We start from the raw sequence: 25,444 nt of genomic DNA on the forward strand, positions 1-25,444 counted from the left end.
ATGGGCGATGTTCCCCTCACCATCGCTCAGTACATCGAACTCCGCGGAGACATCGATCTCGACCTTCTGACCGAAGCCACCATCCGCTCCGGACGGGAATTCGGATCCGGCTTCCTTCGCCTCGTCGAGATCGAGGGTGTGCCGCACCAGTACGTCGACAAGACGCTGGACGACGCCATCACATACATCGATTTCCGCGGTGAGGACAACTCCGTCGACGCAGCCCAGAAGTGGATGCGGAGCAACTACAGCGCACCCGTCGACCTTCTCGAAGACCGTCTCGTCGTCGTTTACTTGCTGCACGTCGGCGAGAACCACTACTTGTGGTTCTGCCGGATCCACCACATCGCCCTCGACGGGTTCGGCGCGATGGCGCTCATCGCGCGGATCGCGGAGATTTACACGGCGCTGGTCGAGTCCACCGAGCCGCCCGCCCCCCGCGCGGAAGATCTCGTCCGGATCGTCGAAGACGAACAGCGATACCGCAGCTCTGAGCGATTCGCGAAGGACCGGGAATACTGGGCCGAACGCACCGCGCACCTGCCGGAGTCGCCAAGCCTCGCCGGTCGCGCAGCGATGGTGGGCAGGTTTGCGAGGCTCTCCTCCGAGGCTCTGCCCGAATCGACCGCGACCTTGCTGGACGAGGCACTGGACGGGACGAACGCCAGCTCCGCACCTGTCGTGGTTGCCGCCTTTGCCGCCTACCTCGCCCATATGACGGACCGCACGGACGTCGTCCTCAGCCTCCCCGTCTCCGCCCGTACCACGGCCACTCTGCGCCGCTCCGGCGGAATGGTGTCGAACATCGTTCCGCTCCGCCTCCAGATCACTCCGGAGATGACGGTTCCGGAGCTGGTCAAGAGTGTGCAGATCGAGCTGACCGGCGCTCTGCGCCGTCAGCGCTATCGCCACGAGGACATCCGCCGTGACGCCGGTGCACCCCAGGGGCAGCGCGGTTTCTTCGGCCCGTCGATCAACATCATGATGTTCCACAGCGAGATCAAACTGGGCACCGTCACCGGACATCAAAATGTCCTCACGACGGGGCCGGTGGAAGACCTCTCGCTGAACATCTACCAAGGTGTCGCCGGCCACAAGATCCACATCGACTTCGAGGCCAACCCCAACCTCTACTCCGCGGATGAGCTGAACCGGCACCACAGCCGATTCTTCGACTTCTTCGAGCGGTTCCTCCGGGCCGGCGACGACGCACCGGTGTCGGACCTTGCCCCGATGAGCGACGAGGAACGCGCGCAGGTGGTGTCGGGCTGGAACGGTGAGGTCGTCGCCCCGCAGGCCGGAACGATCGTCGACCTGTTCGACGCCCAGGTTGCGCGTACCCCCGATGCGGCGGCGCTGGTGTTCGAGGGTCAGGAGTTGACGTACCGCGAGTTCGACGCTCGCGTCAACCGTCTGGCCCGGCTGCTGATCACCAGGGGTGTGGGACCGGAGACGAAGGTCGCCCTCGCGATCCGCCGCTCCCTCGACTCCATGGTTGCGATGTACGCCGTGGTCAAGGCGGGCGCTGCCTATGTCCCGCTCGACCCCGATCATCCGGCCGAGCGCACCGCCTACGTCCTCGACAGCGCCAGACCCCGGTGCATCCTCACGGTGACCCGGGACCGGCTGACCTTTCCCGCCGGACACGACGTGGTGGAGATCGACGCACTCGACGTCGACAGCGTCGGGGCCGGCCCGATCCGGGACGACGAGCGACTGGCGGACCTTCGGGCCACCAACCCCGCCTACGTCATCTACACGTCCGGGTCCACCGGACGCCCGAAGGGTGTGGCGGTCGGCCACGGGTCCGTGCTGAACCAGGTCACGTGGATCGCCGAACGCTACCGCCTCGACTCCAACGACGTCGTGCTGCAAAAAACCCCGACGACCTTCGACGTGTCGGTGTGGGAACTGTTCGCGCCACTCGTCTCGGGTTCACGCGTTGTGATCGCGGCCCCCGAGGGGCATCGCGATCCGGCATACCTTGCCGACCTCATCGCTCGTGAGAAGGTCACGGCCACCTCGTTCGTCCCGTCGATGCTCTCGGTATTCACGTCCGCTGCCGGCCGGGATCAACTCGTCAGTCTTCGGCTGGTTCTCGTTGCGGGAGAGTCCTTTCCGCCGGCGGTGGCGGCAGCGTTCCGGGCACGTTCGGACGCCGAGCTGCACAACCTGTACGGTCCTACCGAATTCACCGTGCATGCCACTGCCGGTGAAGTCGACCGCGAGGCCGCTCACACGGTGTCCATCGGAACTCCTGTGTGGAACACCGAGGCGTACGTGCTCGACGGTCACCTGCGCCCCACGCCCATCGGATCCGCAGGAGAGCTCTATCTCGCGGGGGCGCAGACCGCCCGCGGATACGAGGGCAGGCCCGATCTCACGGCAGAGCGCTTCGTGGCCAACCCCTTCGGGGCCCCGGGGTCTCGGCTGTACCGTACCGGAGACCTGGTCAGGTGGCGGGTAGACGGCAGTATCGAGTACCTCGGCCGCACCGATTTCCAGGTCAAGGTCCGAGGCCTGCGGATCGAGCTGGGGGAGATCGAGGCCGCGATGTCCTCGTATCCCCATGTGGCGCAATCCGTCGCCGTGGTATACGACAGCTCCCTGGGCCAGCGGTTGGTCGGTTACGTCGTCCCCGAGTCCGGCTCTGATGTGGATGTCGCAGCGTTGATCGACCACGTCGGCCGTGCCGTGCCGTCCTACATGGTTCCGGATGCCGTCATGGTGATCGCCGAGATGCCGGTCGGAGCGAGTGGAAAACTCGACCGCAAGGCCCTCCCCGAACCCGTGTTCGCGGCGGAAACGAGCGAATACATCGCTCCTCGCAGTGCCATGGAGGAGTCGATCGCAGGCCTGTTCGCCGAGGTCCTGGGTGTTCCGCGCATCAGCGTGGGCGACTCGTTCTTCGCGCTCGGCGGCGACAGTATCGTGTCGATCCAGCTGGTGTCCCGTGCCAAGGAAGCCGGTGTGCTCTTCACGGCCCGCGACGTCTTCGAGCGGAAGACCGTGGCGTCCCTCGCCGAAGTAGCCACGTCGGCATCCGATTCCGCGACGGTTCACGTTCTCGAGGAACTGCCGGGCGCCGGTATCGGCACGATGCCGCTGACACCGGTGGCGCACTGGATGACAGAGCTGGGCGGCGACTTCCACAGCTTCTCCCAGTCCATTCTCCTCACGCTTCCGCCGAAGGTCGAGAGGCAGCGGCTGGTTCGCACCCTTTCGGCTGTCGTCGATCGCCACGATGCTCTGCGTTCGGTGTTGCGCCGCAACGACTCTGCGGACGGATGGACGCTCCAGGTCTTGCCGATCGGCTCCGTCGACGTCGACAGGCTCGTCGACCGTGTCGAGTTCACGGAGGAGCCGGGCAGCGATTCCTTCGAGGCGCTCGCGGCACACGCCCTCGAGCGAACCGTCGACACCCTGGACCCCACTGCAGGGCGCGTGGTGCGGTTCGTCTGGTTCGCGCCGGCGGAGCTCGCCACCGACAGCGACGCCCCCGAGAGCGGCGGGAACGAGGGCGCCGACACCGAGACGCAGTCCGGTCGCCTGCTCGTCGTCATTCACCACCTCGCCGTGGACGGCGTGTCGTGGCGAGTGCTCGTGCCCGACTTCGCGGCCGCCTGGTCACAGATCGCGGCAGGGGTCGATCCTCTGCTTCCGGCCGTGGGTACCTCCGTCCGCCGCTGGGCACACGGATTGTCCGACAACGCGAGAAGCGCACGGAGGGTAGCGGAACTCGACTTCTGGCGCAGCACGCTCGACGGTTCCGATCCGTTGATCGGTTCGCGGGCTCTCGACGGCCGCGACGTGGTGTCCACCACCGGACGGGTTCGGCTCGAGGTGTCGGCGGAGGTTACCGACGGTTTGCTGACCCGCGTTCCGCGCGCGTTCCACGGTGGTGTCAACGACGGACTCCTCACGGCGCTCGCCCTGGCGGTTGCTGCATGGCGTGCGGAACGTGGCATCCCCGAGTCGTCGACTCTGGTGCACCTCGAGGGACACGGCCGTGAGGAGACGGTGCTTCCGGGAGCGGACCTGTCCCGGACCGTCGGCTGGTTCACCAGTATGTATCCCGTCCGCTTGGGAGCTCCCGAGGGCGGTCTCGCGGACGCGCTCGCCGGCGGCAAGGCCGCGGGCGCCGCGGTCAAGACGGTCAAGGAGCAGCTGGCGCAGGTGCCCGAACACGGCATCGGCTTCGGCCTGCTGCGCTACCTGAACGCCGAGACGCGGTCGATACTCGTCGATCTACCCAGCCCGCAGATCAGCTTCAACTACCTCGGCCGGGTCTCGGTGGGAGACATCCCTGCAGCCGTGCGTGCGGGGGGCTGGATGCCCGACACCGACACCATGGAACTCACCGGTACCCGCAACAGCGAGATGCCGGTGCACTTCGCGCTCGACATCAACGCGATGATCGTCGATGTCGAAGGGGAGCAACGGCTATCCGCCACTGTCGATTTCCCCCAAGGTGTGCTCACCACGGCCGAGGTGGAGGAGTTCACCGGGCTGTGGAAGCGCGCGCTCGAGGGTCTCGTCGAGCACACGCGGCGACCGGACGCCGGCGGACGAACTCCCTCCGATCTCGATCTCGTACCCCTGAGCCAGCCCCGCATCGACGCGATCGAGAGCAGCTATCCCGCGCTCACCGACGTGTGGTCGCTGGCGCCTCTGCAGGTGGGCTTGCTGTTCCACGCCGCATTGGCGAGTAGCACGACCGACGTCTACACCACCCAGCTCGTCATGGACCTCGGTGGATCGGTCGACGTCGATCGCCTGCGCCGCGCCGCGGAGGCTCTCGTCGCGCGCCACCCCAACCTGCGCACCGCCTTCGTCCTGGACGAGGACGGCATGGGGATGCAGGTAGTCGTCGACGCGGTCAGCGTCCCCTGGACGCATGTCGACCTCCGGTCGCTGCCGGATGCCGACCGCCAGGCGAGAGTCGACGAGCTGATGCTCGCGAACCGGACGGACCGGTTCGACATGACGGCACCGCCTCTCGTGCGGTTCCTGCTCGTGGAGACCGCCGAGGGCCGTTACCGCTTCGCCGTCACCAACCACCACATCCTGCTCGACGGGTGGTCGCTGCCCATCCTCATCCAGGACCTGCTGACCTTGTACGCGGTGGACGGCGACGCTCTGGCACTGCCGCAGCCTCGTCCGTACCGCAACTACCTCGAGTGGCTTTCCACCCAGGATCCGCAGCAGTCCGTGGCTGCGTGGACGCAGGCCCTCCACGGTGTCGAGGAGCCCACCCTCCTCGCGCCCGCGCACGAAGACACCGCCCCGACGCTCACCCCGGGCGAACTCGTCGTGGACCTGCCCGACGAGCTGCTCGCGGCGATGACCGAACGGTCGCGTGAGCTCGGCATCACCATGAACACCCTGGTCCAGGCTGCCTGGGGCATCGTCCTGGGCAGGCTGACCGGACGGGACGATGTGGTGTTCGGCACCACCGTCTCCGGCCGTCCGCCGCAGGTTCCCGGAATCGAATCCATGCTGGGCCTCTTCATCAACACCCTTCCCGTTCGGGTGCGGGTACAGGCCGGCGACTCCGTGCGGACCCTGCTCGAGCGGATTCAGCACGAGCAGACCGAACTTCTCGACCACCACCACATCGGACTGACCGACATCCAGCAGGGCCTGGGCCTGAGTGCGCTGTTCGACACGCTGATGGTCTACGAGTCCTACCCCCTCGATCGTGAGGCACTCACGCAGAGCAGCGACATCGAAGGGCTCCGCGTTCTCGACGTGACGTCCAACGACGCCACGCACTACCCGCTGGCCATCGTCGCGATGACGGACCCCCGCCTCCATCTGACCGCGAAGTTCCTGCCCGAGCTCTTCGACTCCGCCGAAGTGCGGGAGATCATGGCGCGGGTCGTCCGAGTCCTCGACGCGGTGTCCGGCGACGTCGACACACCCGTCGGCCGAATCGACATCCTGGACCGAACGGAACGTACCTCGCTGCTCGCGGTTTCGGGTATCGAGGACGCCGAACAGCTGCTGTTGCCGGAGATCCTGTCCGCCTCGGCGGCCCTCGACCCCGAGCACGTCGCGGTCGTCGCCGACGGCACGACGTTGACGTACGCGGAACTGGACGAGCGGTCGAACCGGCTCGCACGCGTACTGATCGGGAGCGGTGTCGGACCGGAAACGGCTGTGGCGCTGGGCATGACGCGTTCGCTGCACTCCGTGGTCGGCACGTGGGCGGTTGCGAAGACCGGGGCGGCGTTCGTGCCCGTCGATCCGCGGTACCCGACCGAGCGGGTCGCGCACATGATCACCGACTCGGGGGCAATCCTCGGCCTGACCGTCGCGGCGCAGCGTGACACCCTTCCGCAGGACGTCGACTGGCTGGTTCTGGACTCCGCCGAATGCGACGCACTCGCCGCCGCGGAATCGTCGGAGGCCGTGACGGATCCGGAACGGACCTCATCGGTGCGAGCGCTGCATCCGGCGTACATGATCTACACCTCCGGCACCACCGGCCTGCCCAAGGGTGTCACCGTGACCCATGCGGGACTGGCCAACCTCTCCGCCGAGCAGCGCACCCATTACGGGGTGACCTCGGCGGCACGTGTTCTGCACTTCGCCTCCCCGAGCTTCGACGCGTCCGTCCTCGAGTTGCTTCTCGCGTTCGGTTGCGGCGCAACCATGGTGGTGGCTCCGGCGGACCTGTACGGCGGTGAGGAACTGCGCAGTTTCCTCGTGGAACACGAAGTGACGCATGCGTTCGTCACACCCGCGGCCCTGGCGTCGGTCGAACCGTCGGGGCTCAGCTGCCTCGGTGTCGTCGTGGTCGGCGGAGAGGCCTGCCCACCGGAACTGGTGGAACGCTGGGCACCCGGCCGCCGGATGTACAACGGTTACGGTCCGACCGAGGCCACCGTGATGAGCAACGTCAGTAACGTTCTCGAGCCGGGCAAGCGGATAGAGATCGGCGGACCGGTCCGCGGCGTCACGGTGTACGTCCTCGACGGCCAGCTGCGTCCCGTCCCCCTCGGTGTGGACGGAGAGTTGTACATCGCCGGACCTGGGCTCGCTCGCGGATACCACGACCGCTTCGGTCTCACCTCCGAGCGATTCGTCGCGAACCCGTTCGCCGAGGACGGTTCTCGAATGTATCGGACGGGTGACGTGGTCCGGCTCGTCGTCGACCGCGAACATCGTGCCGGGTACGGCGTCGAGTACGTCGGCCGCAGCGACTTCCAGGTGAAGGTCCGCGGATTCCGGATCGAACTCGGTGAGATCGACGCGGCCCTGGTTCAGCATCCCGCCCTCGAGTTCGCGACCACGGTGGGGCGCACCATGCCGTCGGGCGCGACAGCGCTCGTGTCCTATGTGCTGCCGTCGGCCGGGAACACGGTGGACGCCGCCGAGGTCACCCGATTCGTCTCCGACACACTGCCTGCGCACATGGTGCCCAGTGCTGTTCTGGTGCTCGACGAGATTCCGCTCACCACTGCGGGCAAGCTCGACCGCCGGGCACTGCCCGAGCCCGACTTCGACACCCGGCAGGGTGACGTCGTCGAACCCCGCACGGCGGCAGAGGAATTGGTCGCCGGCGTTTTCTCCGAGGTACTCGGACTGACGACGATCAGTGTGGCCGAGTCGTTCTTCGACCTCGGTGGCAACTCGCTCCTCGCTACCAAGGCGGTGGCGCGGGTGAACGCGGCAGCAGGCACGCAATTGGGTGTGCGCGATCTCTTCGAGGCGCCGACCGTGGAACGGCTCGCCGTCAACGTGGCTGAGCAGGCCGGCACCGGCTCCGACCGCCCGGTCCTCGTCGCGGGACCGCGCCCCGCGCGCGTTCCGCTGTCGATGGCCCAGCAGAGCATGTGGCTGATGAACCGTTACGACACGGCGTCGTCGGCCTACAACATCCCGCTGGCCGTCCGGTTGTCGGGCGACCTCGACATCGAGGCGATGTCCGCCGCTGTGGCGGATGTGCTTGATCGGCACGAATCACTGCGCACCGTCTTCCCCGACTCCGCCGAGGGTCCCTACCAGGAAGTCGTCGACCGTGACCGCGTTGCGTTCGACCTGACACCGGTGCGTGTGCCGGAGCCCGAGTTGCACGCGGCGCTGACCGCATTCGCCACCGAAGGCTTCGACGTCACGGCGGCGCCGCCGCTGCGCATCCAGTTGTTCGCCACCGGCGACACCGAGTTCCTCCTCGTCCTGGTGATCCACCACATCTGCGCAGACGGTGCCTCGTTGGCTCCGTTGGCGCGGGACGTGATGGTCGCCTACAGCGCACGGACAGCGGGTGCGGCTCCGCTCTGGCAGCCCTTGCCGGTGCAGTACGCCGACTTCGCACTGTGGCAGCGCGAAGTGCTCGGCGATCCCGTCGACAGGAAGTCCCTCGCGGCCGAACAGATCGCCTACTGGGCGGACGCGCTGGCCGGAGTGCCGGAGCTTATCGATCTCCCTCGCGATCACGCGCGACCTTCACGTCAGTCGATGATCGGTGATTCCGTCGACTTCGTGATTTCCCCAGACCTTCGCCGCGGGCTCGAGAAGCTGGGCAGAGACCACGGCGCGTCACTCTTCATGGTGACCCACGCAGCGTTGACGACCTTGCTGTCACGGTTGAGTAACAGCGACGACATCACGGTCGGCACCCCCCATGCGGCGCGAACCGACCAGGTGCTCGACGATCTGGTGGGCATGTTCGTCAACACGCTCGTCCTGCGGACCCGGGTCGACGCCGGTGACTCCTTCGCCGCGCTGATCGAACAAATCCGCGAAAACGACCTCGCGGCGTTCGGGCATTCCGACGTGCCGTTCGAGAAGCTGGTGGAAGCGCTGCAGATTCGCCGTTCCGCCTCCTATTCGCCGCTCTTCCAGGTGATGCTGGCATTCCAGAACAACCGTCTGGAATCGCTCGAACTTCCCGGGCTCACCGTGCGGGTCATCGAGGACATGGCCGAGGGTGCCAAATACGACCTCACACTGACGATGTCCGAGAAGGCCGATGACACGGGTCGCCCGTCCGGCCTCGCGGGTCGCTTCACCTTCGCTACCGACCTCTTCGAACGGGAGAGTGTGGAGCGCATCACGCAGCGGTTCGTGCGGATCCTCGAGTCCGTCGTCGAGAACCCACTCGTCGCCGTAGGCGATATCGACATTCTCACCGAACACGAGAGAGCAAAGTTGAGCCAAGCAAGTCCTGCCCGCACGATGACGGTCCGCGAACTTCCGCAGCTGCTTGCAGCCGCAGTGGAGGTCGCGCCCGACGCCGTCGCCGTTGCCCACGACGGCATGCAGGTGACGTACCGGGAGTTCGACGAACGCCTCCGGTTGATGTCTGCCCCGCTGGCCGAGCGGGGAATGGCTCCCGACGCGATCGTGTCCGTCGTTCTTTCCGGTCTGGTTCCGACCATCATGATGGCCCCGCCGTCGGAGGACGGGCAGGACGGTTTCGGAGCGATCCTGGACAAGGTGATCGCCGATGCGTACCGGCTTGTCGGCGACATCGACCTCGAGAAGTTCGCGGCCGCGCCCGCCATCGCTGAGCCGGCTACGGCGGATGCGGCTACGGCCCAGGTGGAGTCACCACTGGCTGCGTGGCAGGAAAGCGTCGAGCGCGACCCCGATGCGATCGTCGTGGTCGCTGCGGGCGTCACGACGACACGCGCCGAGCTGAACGCACGCGCCAACCAGGTCGCCCGTGAACTCGCCCAGCGCGGTGTCGGTGCCGACGACGTCGTCGCCCTGATCCTCCCGCGCTCACTCGACTGGGTCGTCGGCATGCTCGCCGTGTGGAAGGTCGGTGCCGCCTACTCACCCCTCGACCAGGCATGGCCTCTCGAACGCATCGCGGGTCTCGTCGAAACCAGTGGAGCTCGCGCGGCGATCACCACGTCTTCGTGGCGCGAACTGGCCCGGAAGCCGCTGGGCGATCGCGTCCTCGACGCGGCCGTGATCCTCGACGACCCGGACACCGTCCGAGCGCTGGACGCTCGCGACGGGAGTGACCTCGCGTTCGACCCGTGGGTGGACGACGAGGCGGGAGCGCGTCTCGCCTACGTCATCTCGACGTCGGGGTCGACAGGACGGCCGAAGCCGACGATGGTGCCGATGATGGGTGTCCTGAACACCTACCGCTGGTACCGCGAGGAGATGCGCATCGGTGAGGGCACAGGTGTTCTCGTGGCGAGCTCGCCCTTGTTCGACCTGACACAGAAGAACGTGTGGGTTCCGCTGATCTCCGGCGGCGTAGTCCATCTGGCAGCCGAGGGATTCGACCCTGCCGACATCCTGCGCCACCTCGCGATGGGGGACGTCCGCATCGTGAACATGGCGCCCAGCGCATTCGAGTTGCTGGCCGAACTCGACGCGGACGACAAGCTGGCGTCGTTGGACTGCGTGGTCCTCGGCGGTGAGCAGATTCGACCGGGCGCGTACGCGAAGCTGGTCGGACGCGGTGTTCGCCTCGTCAACTCCTACGGCCCGACGGAAGCGTCGGATGTGACCGCGTCCTACGAGCTCGACCTGACAGCGCCGGATGCCGAGGAGACCCCGATCCCCATCGGTTCGCCGCTGCCTGGTGCCGAGTACTACGTGCTGGACAAGCGTCTGCGTCCCGTTCCGGCCGGCGTGACCGGCGAGCTGTACATCGGCGGTGTCGTGGTGGGGCGCGGTTACGGCGGAATGACTTCGATCACCGCCTCGCGTTTCGTCGCGAATCCCGTCGGCGACGGTGGCTCCCGCCTGTACCGCACCGGCGACCTCGTGCGCGAGCGCGCCGACGGCGAGTTGATTTTCCTCGGGCGCAGTGACTTCCAGATCAAAATCCGCGGCCTGCGGGTCGAGCTCGGTGAGATCGAGTCGGCCCTGACAGCGATGGACGACGTCAAGCAGTCGATCGTCGTGGTCCACGAGAGTCACGGACTCCAACGACTCGTCGGGTATGTCACCTCCGCGGCGGGCGCCTCCGCGGTAGCCCACGACGTGTCCACGCGGCTGCGTGCGGTTCTGCCGTCGCACATGGTTCCCGATGCGCTCGTCGTCTTGGACGAGATGCCGCTCAACTCGAGCGGCAAAATCGACCGCAAGGCGCTTCCCGAACCCGAATTCGCCGCGGACAGTGCCGAGTTCCTCGCTCCGCGCACGCCTCTGGAAGAGGTCGTCGCCGCCGTCTTCGGCGACGTGATCGGTGTCGACCGCGTGAGTGTCGACGCATCGTTCTTCGATCTCGGCGGTAATTCGCTGAGCGCCACGCGAGTCGCGTCCCGACTGTCGGCGGCGACGGGCGCGATTGTCGGCATGCGGGATCTCTTCGAAGTCCCCACCGTCGCCGAACTCGCCGACTTCATCGAGCGGCAGGACGGTGATCGAGCGTCCCGACCCGCGCTGGTCGCGCAGCAGAGGCCCGAGGAACTCCCGTTGTCGCTGGCCCAGCAGCGCATGTGGTTCCTCAACCGCTTCGACCCGACCTCGCCTGCATACAACGTGCCGTTGACGGTCCGGTTCCGCGGTGACCTCGACGTCACGGCGATGGGTTCGGCTCTGTCCGATGTCGTGGCACGCCACGAAGTCCTGCGAACCGTGTTCCCCGACTCCGATTCGGGCGCACACCAGGTCGTTCTTTCCGCATCGGATGTCGACTTGGGTCTCGAACCGGTCGAGGTCGCCGAGTCGGATCTGACGGCTAGTCTGTTCGAGTTCGCCTCGCAGGGGTTCGACGTCACCGACACACTCCCGATCCGCGCGCGTCTGTACCGCCTCGCCGCCGACGACCACGTCCTGGTGATGGTGATGCATCACATCGCCTCCGACGGCGCGTCGACACTGCCGCTGGCACGCGACGTGATGGCGGCCTACGCCGCGCGCATCTCGGGTAGCGATCCGCAGTGGCCCGAACTCCCGATCCAGTACGCCGACTACGCGATCTGGCAGCGCGCTCTGCTCGGATGCGAAGACGATCCGGGATCCCTTGCCGCGCAGCAGATCGACTTCTGGTCGAAGACTCTGGCGGGACTGCCCGACGTTCTCGAGTTGCCGATCGATCGGCCCAGGCCGGCAGTGCGATCGATGACCGGTGCCGCCGTCGATTTCATCATCGATGCCGCCTTGCACCGCCGGTTGAGTGATATCGCACGCGAGCACAACGTGTCCTCGTTCATGGTGCTGCACGCTGCGCTGTCCGTGCTCCTGTCGCGCGTGAGTGCCGGTACCGACATTGCCATCGGCGCGGCGATCGCCGGCCGCGGCGAGGAGGCGCTCGACAACCTCGTCGGCATGTTCGTCAACACGCTGGTGCTGCGCACGCAGGTCGAGCCTGGTGCGTCGTTCACGGCGCTCCTCGAACACGTTCGGGCCCAGGACCTTGCGGCGTTCAGTCACCAGGACGTTCCGTTCGAGCAGCTGGTCGACGCGCTCGAACCGACCCGGTCCACGGCATACACGCCGCTGTTCCAGGTAGTCCTGACGCATCAGGTCAACGGAATTCCGTCTCTGGAGTTCGAAGGACTGCACGCCGTTCCGGGTGCGGTCGACGTCGAGTTCAGCAAGTTCGACCTCACCGTCGACCTGCAGGAGCAGTGGTCCGACGCGGGTGTGCCCACTGGCATCACCGGGTCGCTCGGGTATGCGACGGAAATCTTCGACGCGAGTACGGTCCAAGGATTCGTGGATCGCTTCGTGCGGATCCTCGAGTCCGTCGCGACCGATACCGAGATTGCCGTGGGGGACATCCCCATCCTCGACGCTCGGGAGACCGCGGAGCTGACTCCGGTCCGTGGCGTCGAGGGGGCGGCGCCGCAGACGCTGGTGGAGTTGCTCGCGGGTGCCGTGGCCGCCGACCCGGACGGTGTCGCCGTCCTCGCGGGCAGCGAATCGGTCACCTACCGGGAACTCGACGCACGCTCGAACCGCCTCGCGCGGGCACTGATCGAGCGAGGGGTGGGCGCCGAGACGTTCGTCGCTCTGGGCATCACCCGCTCGATCGCTTCCGTGGTAGGCATTTGGGCCGTTGCCAAGAGCGGCGGCGCCTACGTTCCGATCGACCCGAAGTACCCGGACGAGCGAATCGCGCACATGGTCACGGATTCCGGTGTGACTTTGGGACTTTCCGTCGCGTCCGAGGTCGAACGGCTGCCGGGGGGCGTCGACTGGTTGCTCCTCGACGGTGACGACGCCGACACCACCTGGGCGCAGTACTCGGCGGCTCCGGTCACCGACGCGGACCGTCGTTCGTCGGTGACACCGGCCAACAGCGCCTATGTCATCTACACCTCCGGCACCACCGGACAGCCCAAGGGCGTCGTCGTCAGCCATCGCGGTCTGGCGAACTTCGCTGGCGAACAGCGTGAGCGTTACCAGGTGACCACCGCGTCGCGGACCCTGCATTTCGCCTCACCGAGTTTCGACGCATCGGTCCTCGAGCTGCTGCTCGCCGTCAGCGCAGGTGCCACCATGGTGATCGCCCCCACGGATGTGTACGGCGGTCCCGAGTTCGCGACGTTCCTGCGTGAGAACCGGGTGACACACGGGTTCGTCACGCCGTCCGCCCTCGCGTCCGTCGACCCGGCAGGTCTCGACGACTTCCAGTTCGTGGTGGCCGGCGGCGAAGCCGTCCCGGCAGAACTCGCCGCGCGCTGGGCTCCCGGGCGTTCGCTGTTCAACGGGTACGGACCCACCGAGACCACCATCATGACCAACATCAGCGAACCGATGTCCGCTGACGGCCCGGTCACGATCGGCGGCCCGATTCGCGGAACCACCGCGCTGGTCCTCGACGACCGTCTGCGCCCTGTTCCGGTGGGTATCGCGGGTGAGCTCTATCTGTCGGGCCTCGGGCTGGCTCGCGGATACCACCGGCGTGCGCCGCTCACTGCCGAACGTTTCGTCGCCAACCCCTACGGTGAACCCGGCGATCGGATGTACCGCACCGGAGACGTCGTCCGCTGGAAGAGGGGCGACCGCGGTGTGCTGACGGCCGATTACGTCGGCAGGTCGGACCACCAGGTGAAGGTCCGCGGCTTCCGGATCGAACTCGGTGAGATCGACGCCGTCCTCGCGCGACACGAGTCGGTCGAGTTCGTCACCACGTCTGCGTTGACCACCTCTTCCGGCGACGCCGCCCTGGTGTCCTACGTTCTGCCGGCTGCGGGACGAACAGTGGACCAGGCGGAACTGATGGACTTCGCAGGCGAGTTCTTGCCGTCGTTCATGGTTCCGGCCACTGTCGTCGCTCTCGATAACGTGCCACTGACCCCGGTGGGCAAGCTCGATCGACGGGCGTTGCCTGTTCCCGAATCCTTCGCCACGACACGCGAATACCGCGCTCCGCAGTCGCACGTCGAGCAGACTGTTGCGGCTGTGTTCGCCGAGGTTCTCGGTGTCGAACGAGTGGGACTCGACGACGCGTTCTTCGAACTCGGCGGGAACTCGCTCATCGCTACCCGCGTCGTGTCCCGGATCAACACGGCCCTCGATACGGACATCGGCGTACGGGAACTCTTCGAGGCTCCGACCGTCGGTGCTCTCGCGTCTCGCGTGGACGCGCGTGGCACCGGTGTCGCCGCCCGCCCCGCTCTGGCACCGCGTCCGCGTCCCGACCGCATTCCGCTGTCGCTAGCACAGCAGCGGATGTGGTTCGCTAACCGCTACGATCCGTCCTCCCCGTCGTACAACATCCCGATGGCACTGCGCCTGTCGGGTTCTCTCGACGTCGCGGCACTGCAGTCCGCACTCGCCGACGTGCTCGAACGCCACGAATCGCTGCGGACGGAGTTCCCGAGTTCCCCCGAGGGGCCGTACCAGGTCGTCCGCTCGGCCGCCGAGGTGGATCTGAGCCTCGAGGTGACGCAGGTCGTCGACGAGTCGGATCTTCGCGAGCGCCTGCTGGCCGTGGCTACCACCGGATTCGACGTCACGAAGTCCCTGCCCGTCCGTGCTGCGGTCTTCCGGGTGGGCGAGGCCGGGTCCACCGAGCACGTCCTGCTCATCGTCATCCATCACATCTCCGCGGACGGGGGCTCGATCGCGCCACTGGCGCGCGATCTCTTCACGGCCTACAGCGCGCGTGCCGAAGGTTCAGCTCCGGCATGGACGCCCCTTTCGGTTCAGTTCGCCGACTTCGCCATGTGGCAGCGGGAGGTGCTCGGTTCGGAGGAGGACCCGGCGTCACCGGCTGCTCGGCAGCTGGAGTACTGGGTGAGCACGCTCGCTGATGCACCCGAGCTTCTCGAGCTACCTCTCGATCGTCAGCGCACCCCCCACCGCGTTCCGCAGTCTGCGCGTGTGGAGTTCGAGTTCGGTCCTGAGCTGAAAGGCGCTCTCGCGGAGGTTGCGCAGGCGCACCAGGCATCCGTGTTCATGGTTGTCCACGCCGCCTTCGCCGTACTGCTCGCGCGGATGAGCGGTACCGAGGACATCGTGGTCGGTACTCCGGTGGGAGGCCGTGGCGACGCGGCGCTGGACGATCTGGTGGGCATGTTCGTGAACACGCTGGTGTTGCGGACAGAGGTCTCTCAGTCGGCGACCTTCGCCGATGTGCTCGACAGCGTGCGGAACACCGATCTCGGCGCATTCGGAAATGCCGACATTCCGTTCGAGAGGCTCGTCGAGGCACTTGCCCCGGCACGTTCGAACACCTACGCGCCGCTCGTTCAGGTGACGCTGACCTTCCAGAACAACGAATCGGCGAAACTCGAGTTGCCGGGTCTGACGGTGACGGCGCTCGACAACGAGGCGAACCTGGCAAAGTTCGATCTCACGCTCGCCGTCGACGAGCAGGGCGCCGACGCGGACGGTCCGACGAGGGCGATGTTCAGCTATGCGACCGACATCTTCGACGAGGCGACGATCGAGGGCTACAGGTCTCGCTTCCTGGCAATCCTGGAAGCGGTCGTGGCGGACAGTTCGGTGATCGTGGGCGACATCGACATCCTGTCGGCCGAAGAGCATGCCGAGCTCGGTGGCGTCGAAAGCGACTCGGTGGAATCGCTGGGCTCGCACAGCGTTGCGGAGGAGCTCGCGACGCGGCCGTTGCCGGAATTGCTCGATGCGGCAGCATCGATCAATCCCAATGGAATTGCGTTGTCACACAACGGAATCGACGTGACTTACCGGCAATGGCACGAAAAGTCCGGTGAGCTGGCGCGTACTCTTGCGAGCGTCGGCGTCGGCCCCGAGGCCGCTGTGACGGTGGCCTTGTCGACCTTGCTGCCGGGTCTGCTCGACGGAGCGTCCGGTGAAGGGTTCGCGGATCAGTTCGCCGGCATGCTCGCCGGCGTGATCGCCGAAGCCACGTCGGCGTCGGATCGCCGCGCCGGTGCGCTTCCGGTCGACCTCGTCGAGTGCTGGTCGGAGCAGGTCCGGAGAAATCCGGACGCCCTTGCCTTGCAGGGTAACGGCCACGCTCTCTCCCGCCGGGAACTGAACACCCGGGCCAATCAGCTGGCGCGTGAACTTGCGGCCCGCGGCGTCCGTCCCGACGACGTGGTGGCCCTGGTGGTTCCCCGCTCCATCGAGTGGATCATCGGCATGCTCGCGACGTGGAAAGCGGGGGCCGCCTACGCGCCGATCGATCCGGCATACCCGGCGGAGCGTATCGGTGCCATGCTCGAGGACTGTGGTGCTCGTGCCGTGGTCGCCACTACGGCGTGGGCCGGCGCGGACGACGTCGACACCGACGTTCTCGTAATCGACGAGGCCACCGTGGCTTCGGCGTTGGCGACACACGATGACTCCGACCCTGTCAATTCCTGGACCGAGGACGGGTCCGGTGCTCGCTTGGCCTACGTCATCTCCACGTCCGGCTCGACCGGCAGGCCCAAACCTGCGTTGGTGCCGATGGCCGGGTTCTGCAACATGATGGTGTGGTTCCGCGGCCAACTCGCGCTCGAGCAGGGCGACGGCGTCCTGGTCTCCTCGGCACCCGGATTCGACCTGACGCAGAAGACGGTGTGGGGCACGTTGTCTTCGGGTGGAGCGATCCATCTTGCGGTCGAAGGGTTCGAACCCCAGTCGATTCTCCGTCAGATCGACGAGAACGGGTTGACGGTGGTCAACATGGCCCCCGGCGCCTTCGAGATCGTCGCAGAGCTCGAGCAGAACGAGGAACTTCGCAGCGTACGCACCATCGCGCTGGGTGGTGAGGCGGTGAAGGCTGCGCCGTTGAAGAAGTTCCTGGACCGTGGGGTTCGCTGCCACAACAGTTACGGGCCCACCGAAGCGTCCGACATCGTCACGTCCTACGTGATCACGCCCGAAGATGCAGTGTCCGATCAGCTGCGGCTGCCCATCGGCCCGGCACTCGACAACGTGGCACTTCATGTTCTCGACGGCAGACTGCGCAGGGTTCCCGACGGTATGACGGGCGAACTCTATGTCGGTGGGATCGCGGTCGGCCGCGGGTACGGCAATATGTTCGGGATCACCTCCACGCGGTTCATTGCGGACCCGTTCGGCGCTCCGGGCACTCGGATGTACCGCACCGGTGACCTGGTGCGGCGCCGAAGCGACAAGAACTACGACTTCCTGGGCAGGACCGACTTCCAGGTCAAGATCCGCGGCCTGCGGATCGAACTCGGCGAGATCGAGTTTGCTCTGCTGGCACACCCTGACGTGTCCCAGACGGTCGTCGTCGTCCGGGACACCCCGCAGGGGCAGCGGCTCGTTGCCTACGCCGTGCCGGCTGCCGGGGAGCTCGATTCCCGTGAGGTCTTGTCCTCGCTCGAAAAGAAGCTCCCCGCGCACATGGTTCCCGACGTACTCGAAGTCCTGGAGTCCATGCCGCTGAACAACAACGGCAAGGTGGATCGCAAGCGCCTGCCCGAACCGCGCTTCGATTCCGACGACCACGAGTACGTTGCTCCCCGTACTCCGCTCGAGGAGATCGTGGCCGGCGTCTTCGCCGACGTTCTCGGCATCGAGCGGGCCGGCGCGACCGATTCGTTCTTCGACCTCGGCGGAAACTCCCTGAGTGCCACCCGCGTAGTGGCGCGTCTCGAAGAGGCGCTCGGCACGGAATTGACTGTGCGCTCGGTTTTCGAGAATCCGACGGTCGAGGGCGTGGCGGCTGTTGCCGAGCACTCCGCCGATGCCGACCGCGAGCGCCTGCCGTTGACGGCGGGTCCGCGGCCGGAACGAATCCCCCTGTCACTGGCGCAGTCTCGGATGTGGTTCATCAACCAGTTCGACACCGAGTCGGCCGCATACAACCTGCCGATGGCGGTGCGCCTGCGGGGAGACCTCGACATCGATGCGCTGCGTGCTGCTCTCGCCGACGTGGTGGAGCGTCACGAGTCGCTGCGCACCACGTTCCCCGAGTCGCCCGATGGTCCGTATCAGGTGATACTTCCGACCGCCGAGGCCGTGGAGCCGTTGACCGCCCAGCCCACCACGGACGAGACCGACGTCTATCGCCAGGCGCGGGCGCTCGCGAACACAGGTTTCGACGTCAGCTTGTCGGTGCCGTTCCGGGTCCGCCTGTTCGAGGCAAGTGAAGGCGAGCACGTTCTGGTGCTCGTCGTCCACCACATCGCCGCGGACGGCGCCTCGATGGCGCCACTGTTCCGGGACATGATGCAGGCGTACGTGGCCCGCGCCGCCGGCGACGAACCGGGCTGGGAACCGCTGGCGGTGCAGTACGCGGACTTCGCGCTGTGGCAGCGCGAGCTGCTCGGCGACGAATCCGACCCGGAGTCGATTGCGGCGCGCCAGGTCGACTACTGGCGTCACGCGCTTGCCGAGCTTCCCGAATCGCTCGAACTTCCCACCGACCGCCCGCGTCCGCCCGTGCAGTCGCTGCGCGGGGCGACGCTCGACTTCGAGATCGACCCGCGAACGCATCGCGCGCTGGCCGCCGTCGCGCGCCGGCACAACGCGAGCATGTTCATGGTCGTGCACGCCGCCTTCGCCGTACTGCTCGAGCGGCTCAGCTCGAACACCGATCTCGCGATCGGCACGCCTGTCGCGGGTCGCGGCGTGCGTGAGGTCGACGAGATGGTCGGCATGTTCGTCAACACCCTCGTCCTGCGTAGTTCGGTGAATCCGGATTTGCGGTTCGTGGAACTGCTGCAGCAGGTTCGGGAGACCGATCTCGAGGCGTTCGCGCACGGAGACATTCCGTTCGAGCGTCTCGTCGACGTGCTGAACGTTCCCCGTTCCACCGCCCACCAGCCGCTCTTCCAGGTTGCCCTGGCGTTCAACAACACCGGCAGCACGACTCTCGAGTTCCCCGGCCTCGAGGTGTCCGTTCTGGAAACCCCGCTGGACGTCGCGAAATTCGATCTGCAGCTCAGTGTGGGTGAGCGTCACGTCGACGGAGGAGCGGCAGGCATCGTCGCGTCGTTCAACTACGCGACAGATCTCTTCGACGAGCGAACGGTGCAGAGTTTCGCCGACCGCTTCGTCCGCATTCTCGGTGCGGTGTCGGCGGAGCCGGACATGATTCTCGGCGACATCGACATCCTCGACGCGGCCGAGAAGGCCGCCATCGCTCCTGTGCGCGGTCCCGGGTCGCTCGAACCGCGCACTCTGCCCGAGCTGCTGCGTTCCGGTGTGGACCTCGCACCGGACTCGGTGGCGCTGTCCTTCGAGGACCGCGAGCTCACGTACCGCGAACTCGACGAGCAGTCGAACCGGTGGGCGCGCGTGCTGATCGATCGGGGAGTGGGACCGGAGAACTACGTGGCGCTGGCCATCACCCGTTCCGTGGAGTCGATTCTGGGAATCTGGTCGATCGCCAAGGCGGGTGGCGCCTACCTGCCCGTCGACCCGAAGCTGCCGTTCGAGCGGATCAGCGAGATGCTGTCCGATTCGGGCGCCGTCCTCGGGCTCACGGTCGGTCGTCATCGGGACGATCTGCCGGGCACGGTGCCCTGGATCGCCCTCGATGCTCCCGAGTTCGCCGACGAGACCAGTGCGGTGTCTGCGGCGCCGGTGCAGGACAGCGATCTTCGCCGGCAGCTCGCCGTCGATCACCCGGCATACCTGATCTACACGTCGGGCTCGACGGGCAAGCCGAAGGGCGTCGTGGTCACCCACCGCGGTCTGGCCAACCTCACCAGCGAAGTCCGTGACCACTACGTGGTGTCGCCGAGTTCGCGCTTTCTGCACGTGGCGTCGCCGAGCTTCGACACCTCCGTCGGTGAAATGCTCGCCGCGTTCAGCGCCGGTGCCACCCTGGTTATTTCGCCTGCGGACGTGTACGGCGGCGACGAACTCGCCGACCTGCTCCGCCGCGAGCAGGTCAACAACGTCGTCATGACGCCGACCGCATTGATGACCGTCGACCCCGAGGGACTCGACTGCGTCCGCTCCGTCGTGGTCGGCGGCGACACCTGCACACCGGAGCTGGTTGCCCGGTGGGCGCCCGGCCGCGAGATGCGCAACGCATACGGACCGACCGAGACGACCGTGATCGTCACCATCACCGAACCGATGGTGGCCGGGGAACGGGTGACGATCGGTAAGCCGCTGCGCGGCGTCGAATCCCTCATCCTCGACTCACGCCTGCGTCCGGTGCCCGAGGGGGTTCCCGGCGAGCTCTACATCTGTGGACCGTCGGTGACCCGCGGCTACCACAACCGTCCGGCGGTTACGTCGGAGCGGTTCGTGGCCAACCCCTTCGGTGAGCCCGGCTCGCGTATGTACCGTACCGGCGACGTCGTGCGGTGGGCTGACGGTCACCGCGTGGAGTACGTCGGCCGGTCGGACTTCCAGGTGAAGGTTCGCGGATTCCGCGTCGAGCTCGGTGAGATCGATGCCGCACTCGCGGCACAGCCGGATATCGAGTTCGCTGTGACCGTGGGCCGCGAGAACCCCGCCGGCCTGACGACTCTCGTGTCCTACGTCCTTCCGGCCGACGGTGCGACGGTCGAGCCGGAATCGCTGAAATCGGTTGTCGGCGAGACTCTTCCGCCTTACATGGTGCCTTCGGTCGTGATCCTGCTCGACGAGATCCCACTGACCGGAATCGGCAAGCTGGATCGCGCGCGCCTGCCCGAGCCGGAGTTCGTCTCCGCGGGTGCGGAGTTCCGCGCACCGTCGACACCGGCAGAGGAAACCGTCGCCGGGATCTTCTGCGAGGTGCTCGGCCTGTCCGTGGTGAGCGTGGAGGACAGTTTCTTCGATCTCGGCGGCAACTCGCTCAGTGCCACCCGGGTCGTGTCGCGGGTGGGGCAGGCGTTCGGGCTCCGGGTAGGAGTTCGGGAGCTGTTCGAGGCGCCGACCGTGGCTGCACTCGCCGCCCAGATCTCAGACGCTGCGACCAGCGACGAGGTCCGACCCGTGCTGGGCCCGCGCGAGCGACCCGATCACATTCCCCTGTCGTTGGCGCAGTCGCGGATGTGGTTCATCAACCGTTTCGACCCCGAGTCGGCGGCCTACAACATCCCGTTGGCGGTCCGGTTGACGGGCGCGCTCGACGTGGACGCATTGCGGGCGGCGGTGTTCGACGTGCTCGAACGGCACGAATCCCTCCGCACTACCTACCCGGATTCCGCGGACGGACCGCATCAGGTCATCCTCCCGGCCGCCCAGGTACCGCTCGATCTCGCACCGGTTCCCGTTACGGGCGACGAACTGCGCTCCCGCTTGGTGGGGATGGCGAGCGCGGGATTCGACGTGACCGCCGACGTCCCACCGATCCGGATGCGGTTGTTCGAGACGGCCCCCCAGGACTACGTGCTCGCGCTCGTCGTGCACCACGTGTCCACCGACGGCGAGTCGACCGCGCCGTTCGTGCGCGATGTCATGGTGGCTTACGCGTCCCGTGCAGCGGGACGGGAGCCGGGCTTCGGACCGCTTCCCGTGCAGTACGCCGATTATGCGATCTGGCAACGCGAACTGCTGGGCAGTGAGGACGATCCGCAGAGCCTCATCTCGGCACAGCTCGACTTCTGGAAGAAGGCGCTCGCCGGCGTGCCGGACCTTCTCGAGCTTCCGCTGGACCGCCCGCGGCCGCCCGTGCAGTCGCTCCGTGGCGCGAGGGTCGATTTCACGATCGACGCCGCACTGCACCGAGGCTTGGCTGCGCTGGCCCGCAGGCACAACGCCAGTGTGTTCATGGCCGTGCACGCGGCATTCGCCGTGCTCCTGCGCAGGCTCTCGGGCGCCGACGACATCTCGGTGGGAACGCCGATCGCCGGCCGTGGTGAGCGTGAACTCGACGACGTCGTCGGGATGTTCGTCAACACCCTCGCGCTGCGCGTGCACGTGGACGACCGGCAGAGCTTCGACGAGATCCTCGACCGTGCGCGTGAAGCGGACCTCGAGGCGTTCTCGCACGCCGACGTGCCGTTCGAGCGGTTGGTCGAGGTGCTCAATCCGGCACGCTCGATGGCCCATCACCCGATCTTCCAGGTGGGCTATTCGTTCCAGAACACGACGAAGTCCGAACTGCAGTTGCCCGACCTCACCGTCGCACCGCTCGAAATGGAGGGCGATACAGCACAGTTCGACCTGCATCTCGTCCTCGGGGACAGCCCCGAGGGTGAGGAGATGTCCGGCGTGTTCACCTACGCCACCGATCTGTTCGACGCCGTGACGGTGCAGAGCTTCGCGGACCGGTTCCTGCGGGTGCTCTCCGCTGCCGTCGAGTCACCGCAGGTCGCTGTCGGTGATCTGCCGTTGGTCGGGGCCGCCGAGCACGCGCAGGTGGTGTCGCGTTGGAACGACACCGCACGGGCACTGCCCGAGACGACGCTGGCCGACATGTTCACCGCGGCTGCCGTGAGGAATCCCGACGCCACCGCGGTCGTCTTCGAGGGTGAGTCGCTGACCTACGGCGAATTCGCCGCGCGGGTCAACCGGCTGGCCCGGCATCTCATCGATCTGGGCGTGGGACCAGAGACTGTGGTGGGCCTCGCACTTCCGCGGTCGGTCGAACTGCTGGTCGGGATGTATGCCATTGCGCAGGCCGGCGGTGTGTACCTACCGATCGATCCGGACCATCCCGCCGAGCGGACGGCGTACGTGCTGGAGAGCGCGCAACCCGTGTGTGTGCTGACCACCCGAAGCGGGGTCGAATCACTGCCGGCTGGTGTGGACTCGGTTCTGCTCGACGAGCTCGACCTCACCGGGACGGCGGACACTCCGGTCAGCGATGCCGAACGCCGCGCACCGTTGCGGTCCACGCACGCGGCCTACGTTATCTACACGTCCGGCTCGACCGGCCGCCCCAAGGGTGTGACCATCACCCACAGCGCCATCGCGAACCAGTTGCGGTGGAAGCAGGACGAGTACCCCCTGACAGCCGACGACTCGGTTCTGCTGAAGACGGCGGCGACCTTCGACCTCTCCGTGTGGGAGTTCTGGTGGGCGCTGACCGCGGGGGCACGTCTCGTCGTGGCCAAGCCGGACGGTCACCGTGATCCGTCGTACCTCGCGGAACTCGTTGCCGAGCAGCAGGTCACGAACGTGCACTTCGTTCCGTCGCTCCTCGCGGCTTTCGTCTCGGTGGCCGAGCCGGCGCAGCTCGCGTCGTTGCGACGGGTGCTCTGCATCGGTGAGGCACTCCCGGCCGACACCGTGCTGCGCTTGCGTGACGTCAGCGACGCCGAGATCTTCAACCTGTACGGCCCTACCGAAGCTGCTGTCAGTGTCACGCACTACCGGTGTGGCAGCACCGAACGGAGCGGGTCCGTCCCGATCGGGCGCCCCGAGTGGAACACGCAGACGTACGTTCTCGACGCCCGTCTGCATCCCGTGCCTGCCGGTGTCACGGGTGAGCTCTATCTGGCGGGCGACCAGCTGGCGCGCGGATACTTCGGCCGCCGGGACCTCACCGCGGAACGATTCGTGGCCAGCCCCTTCGGACCTTCGGGCGCCCGGATGTACCGCACCGGTGACCTGGTGCGGTGGAATCGTGACGGCAACCTCGACTACGTGGGCCGCTCCGATTTCCAGGTGAAGGTCCGTGGATTCCGTATCGAACTCGGCGAGATCGAACGTGCACTGTTCGCGCACCCGGCGGTGGCCCAGGCAGTCGTCGTCGTCCACAGCGATCGACACACCGGTGACCGGCTCGTCGGTTTCGTCGTTCCCGAAGCGGGGGATTCGCTCGACGTCGCGGACGTGCTGGCATCCGTCGGCCGGTCGGTGCCGGGATACATGGTGCCGGCGGCGCTCGTCACCCTCGACCAGTTGCCGCTCAACATCAACGGCAAGATCGACCGCAAGGCACTGCCCGAACCCGAGTTCGCCGGTGTCACGGACCAATACAAGGCGCCGCGGACCCCGGTCGAGGAGATCGTCGCGGGAGTGTTCGCCGACGTGCTCGGCCACGAGCGGGTCAGTGTCGATGCCAGCTTCTTCGACCTGGGTGGCAACTCCCTGGTGGCCACCCGTGTGGTGGCCCGGGTGAACGCCGCACTCGACTCCTCGATCGGCGTGCGTGAGCTGTTCGAAGCGCCCAGTGTGATCGCCCTGTCCGCACGTGTCGAGCAATCCGATTCGGCGGGTGTGGGCCGTCCCGCGCTGGTGCCGCAACCGCGGCCGGCGCGAATCCCGTTGTCCCCAGCGCAGTCCCGCATGTGGTTCATCAACCAGTTCGACACCTCATCGGCGGCGTACAACATCCCGCTCGCGATCCGGTTGACCGGCGAACTCGATGTCGCGGCGCTCGAACAGGCCCTGGGGGACGTCGTAGAACGGCACGAGACGCTGCGCACCCGCTACCCGGACACGGGAGAGGGCCCCGGCCAGGTGGTCGTGCCGCGTGCCGAGGCCTTCTCGGCGCTGGATGTCGAGAACGTCGCCGACGAGGAGGTCCTGCGGAACCGGGTGATCGGCCTGGTCACTGCCGGATTCGATGTCGCGAAGGCAGTCCCCGTGCGGGCTCGCCTTCTGCGGCTCGACTCGGAGCATCATGTGCTCGTGATCGTCGTCCACCACATCTCCGCGGACGGTGCCTCGACGGCGCCGCTGGCGCGTGACGTGGTGATCGCGTACAGCGCCCGGGCCGCCGGATCCGAGGCCAACTGGGCTCCGCTCGACGTCCAATACGCCGACTTCGCGCTGTGGCAGCACACACTGCTCGGCGACGAGAACGCACCGGATTCGCTGGCCGCCAAGCAGATCGATTACTGGCGCGACACCCTTGCCGGGTTGCCGGACGTGCTGCCGTTGCCGATGGACCGCCCCCGGCCCCCGACCCAGTCGATGCGAGGCGCCAACTTCGAGTTCGAGATCGATGCGGAACTCCGTCAACGCCTCGGCGCGCTCGCACGCGAGCACAACGCGTCGCTGTTCATGGTGGCGCACGCCGCGCTGGCGGTGCTGCTGGCCCGGCTCAGTGCCACCGAGGACATCGCCATCGGCACCGCGATAGAAGGCCGCGGTGAGGCCGCTCTCGACGACCTCGTCGGAATGTTCGTCAATACGCTGGTGTTGCGCGCGCAGGTGGACGCCGACGACCGATTCGCCGATCTGCTCGCGCAGGTGCGCCAGCACGACCTCGGCGCGTTCACGCACACCGATG

1 protein-coding gene (cut by a window edge) is annotated in these 25,444 nt (G+C 66.9%); it reads left to right on the plus strand.

Annotation, left to right across the window (positions count from 1 at the left end; all coding sequences use genetic code 11):
• Positions 1 to 25,444, plus strand: the 5' portion of a protein-coding gene (locus tag NOF53_RS13415) for a non-ribosomal peptide synthase/polyketide synthase (protein ID WP_374212610.1). Its footprint extends 8,321 nt past the window's final position; the window shows 25,444 of its 33,765 coding nt (coding positions 1-25,444); the start codon lies at positions 1 to 3; the stop codon falls past the right edge of the window.

This window comes from Rhodococcus tibetensis (assembly GCF_024438035.1).
In the GTDB taxonomy this organism is placed as follows: Bacteria; Actinomycetota; Actinomycetes; order Mycobacteriales; family Mycobacteriaceae; genus Rhodococcus_F; species Rhodococcus_F tibetensis.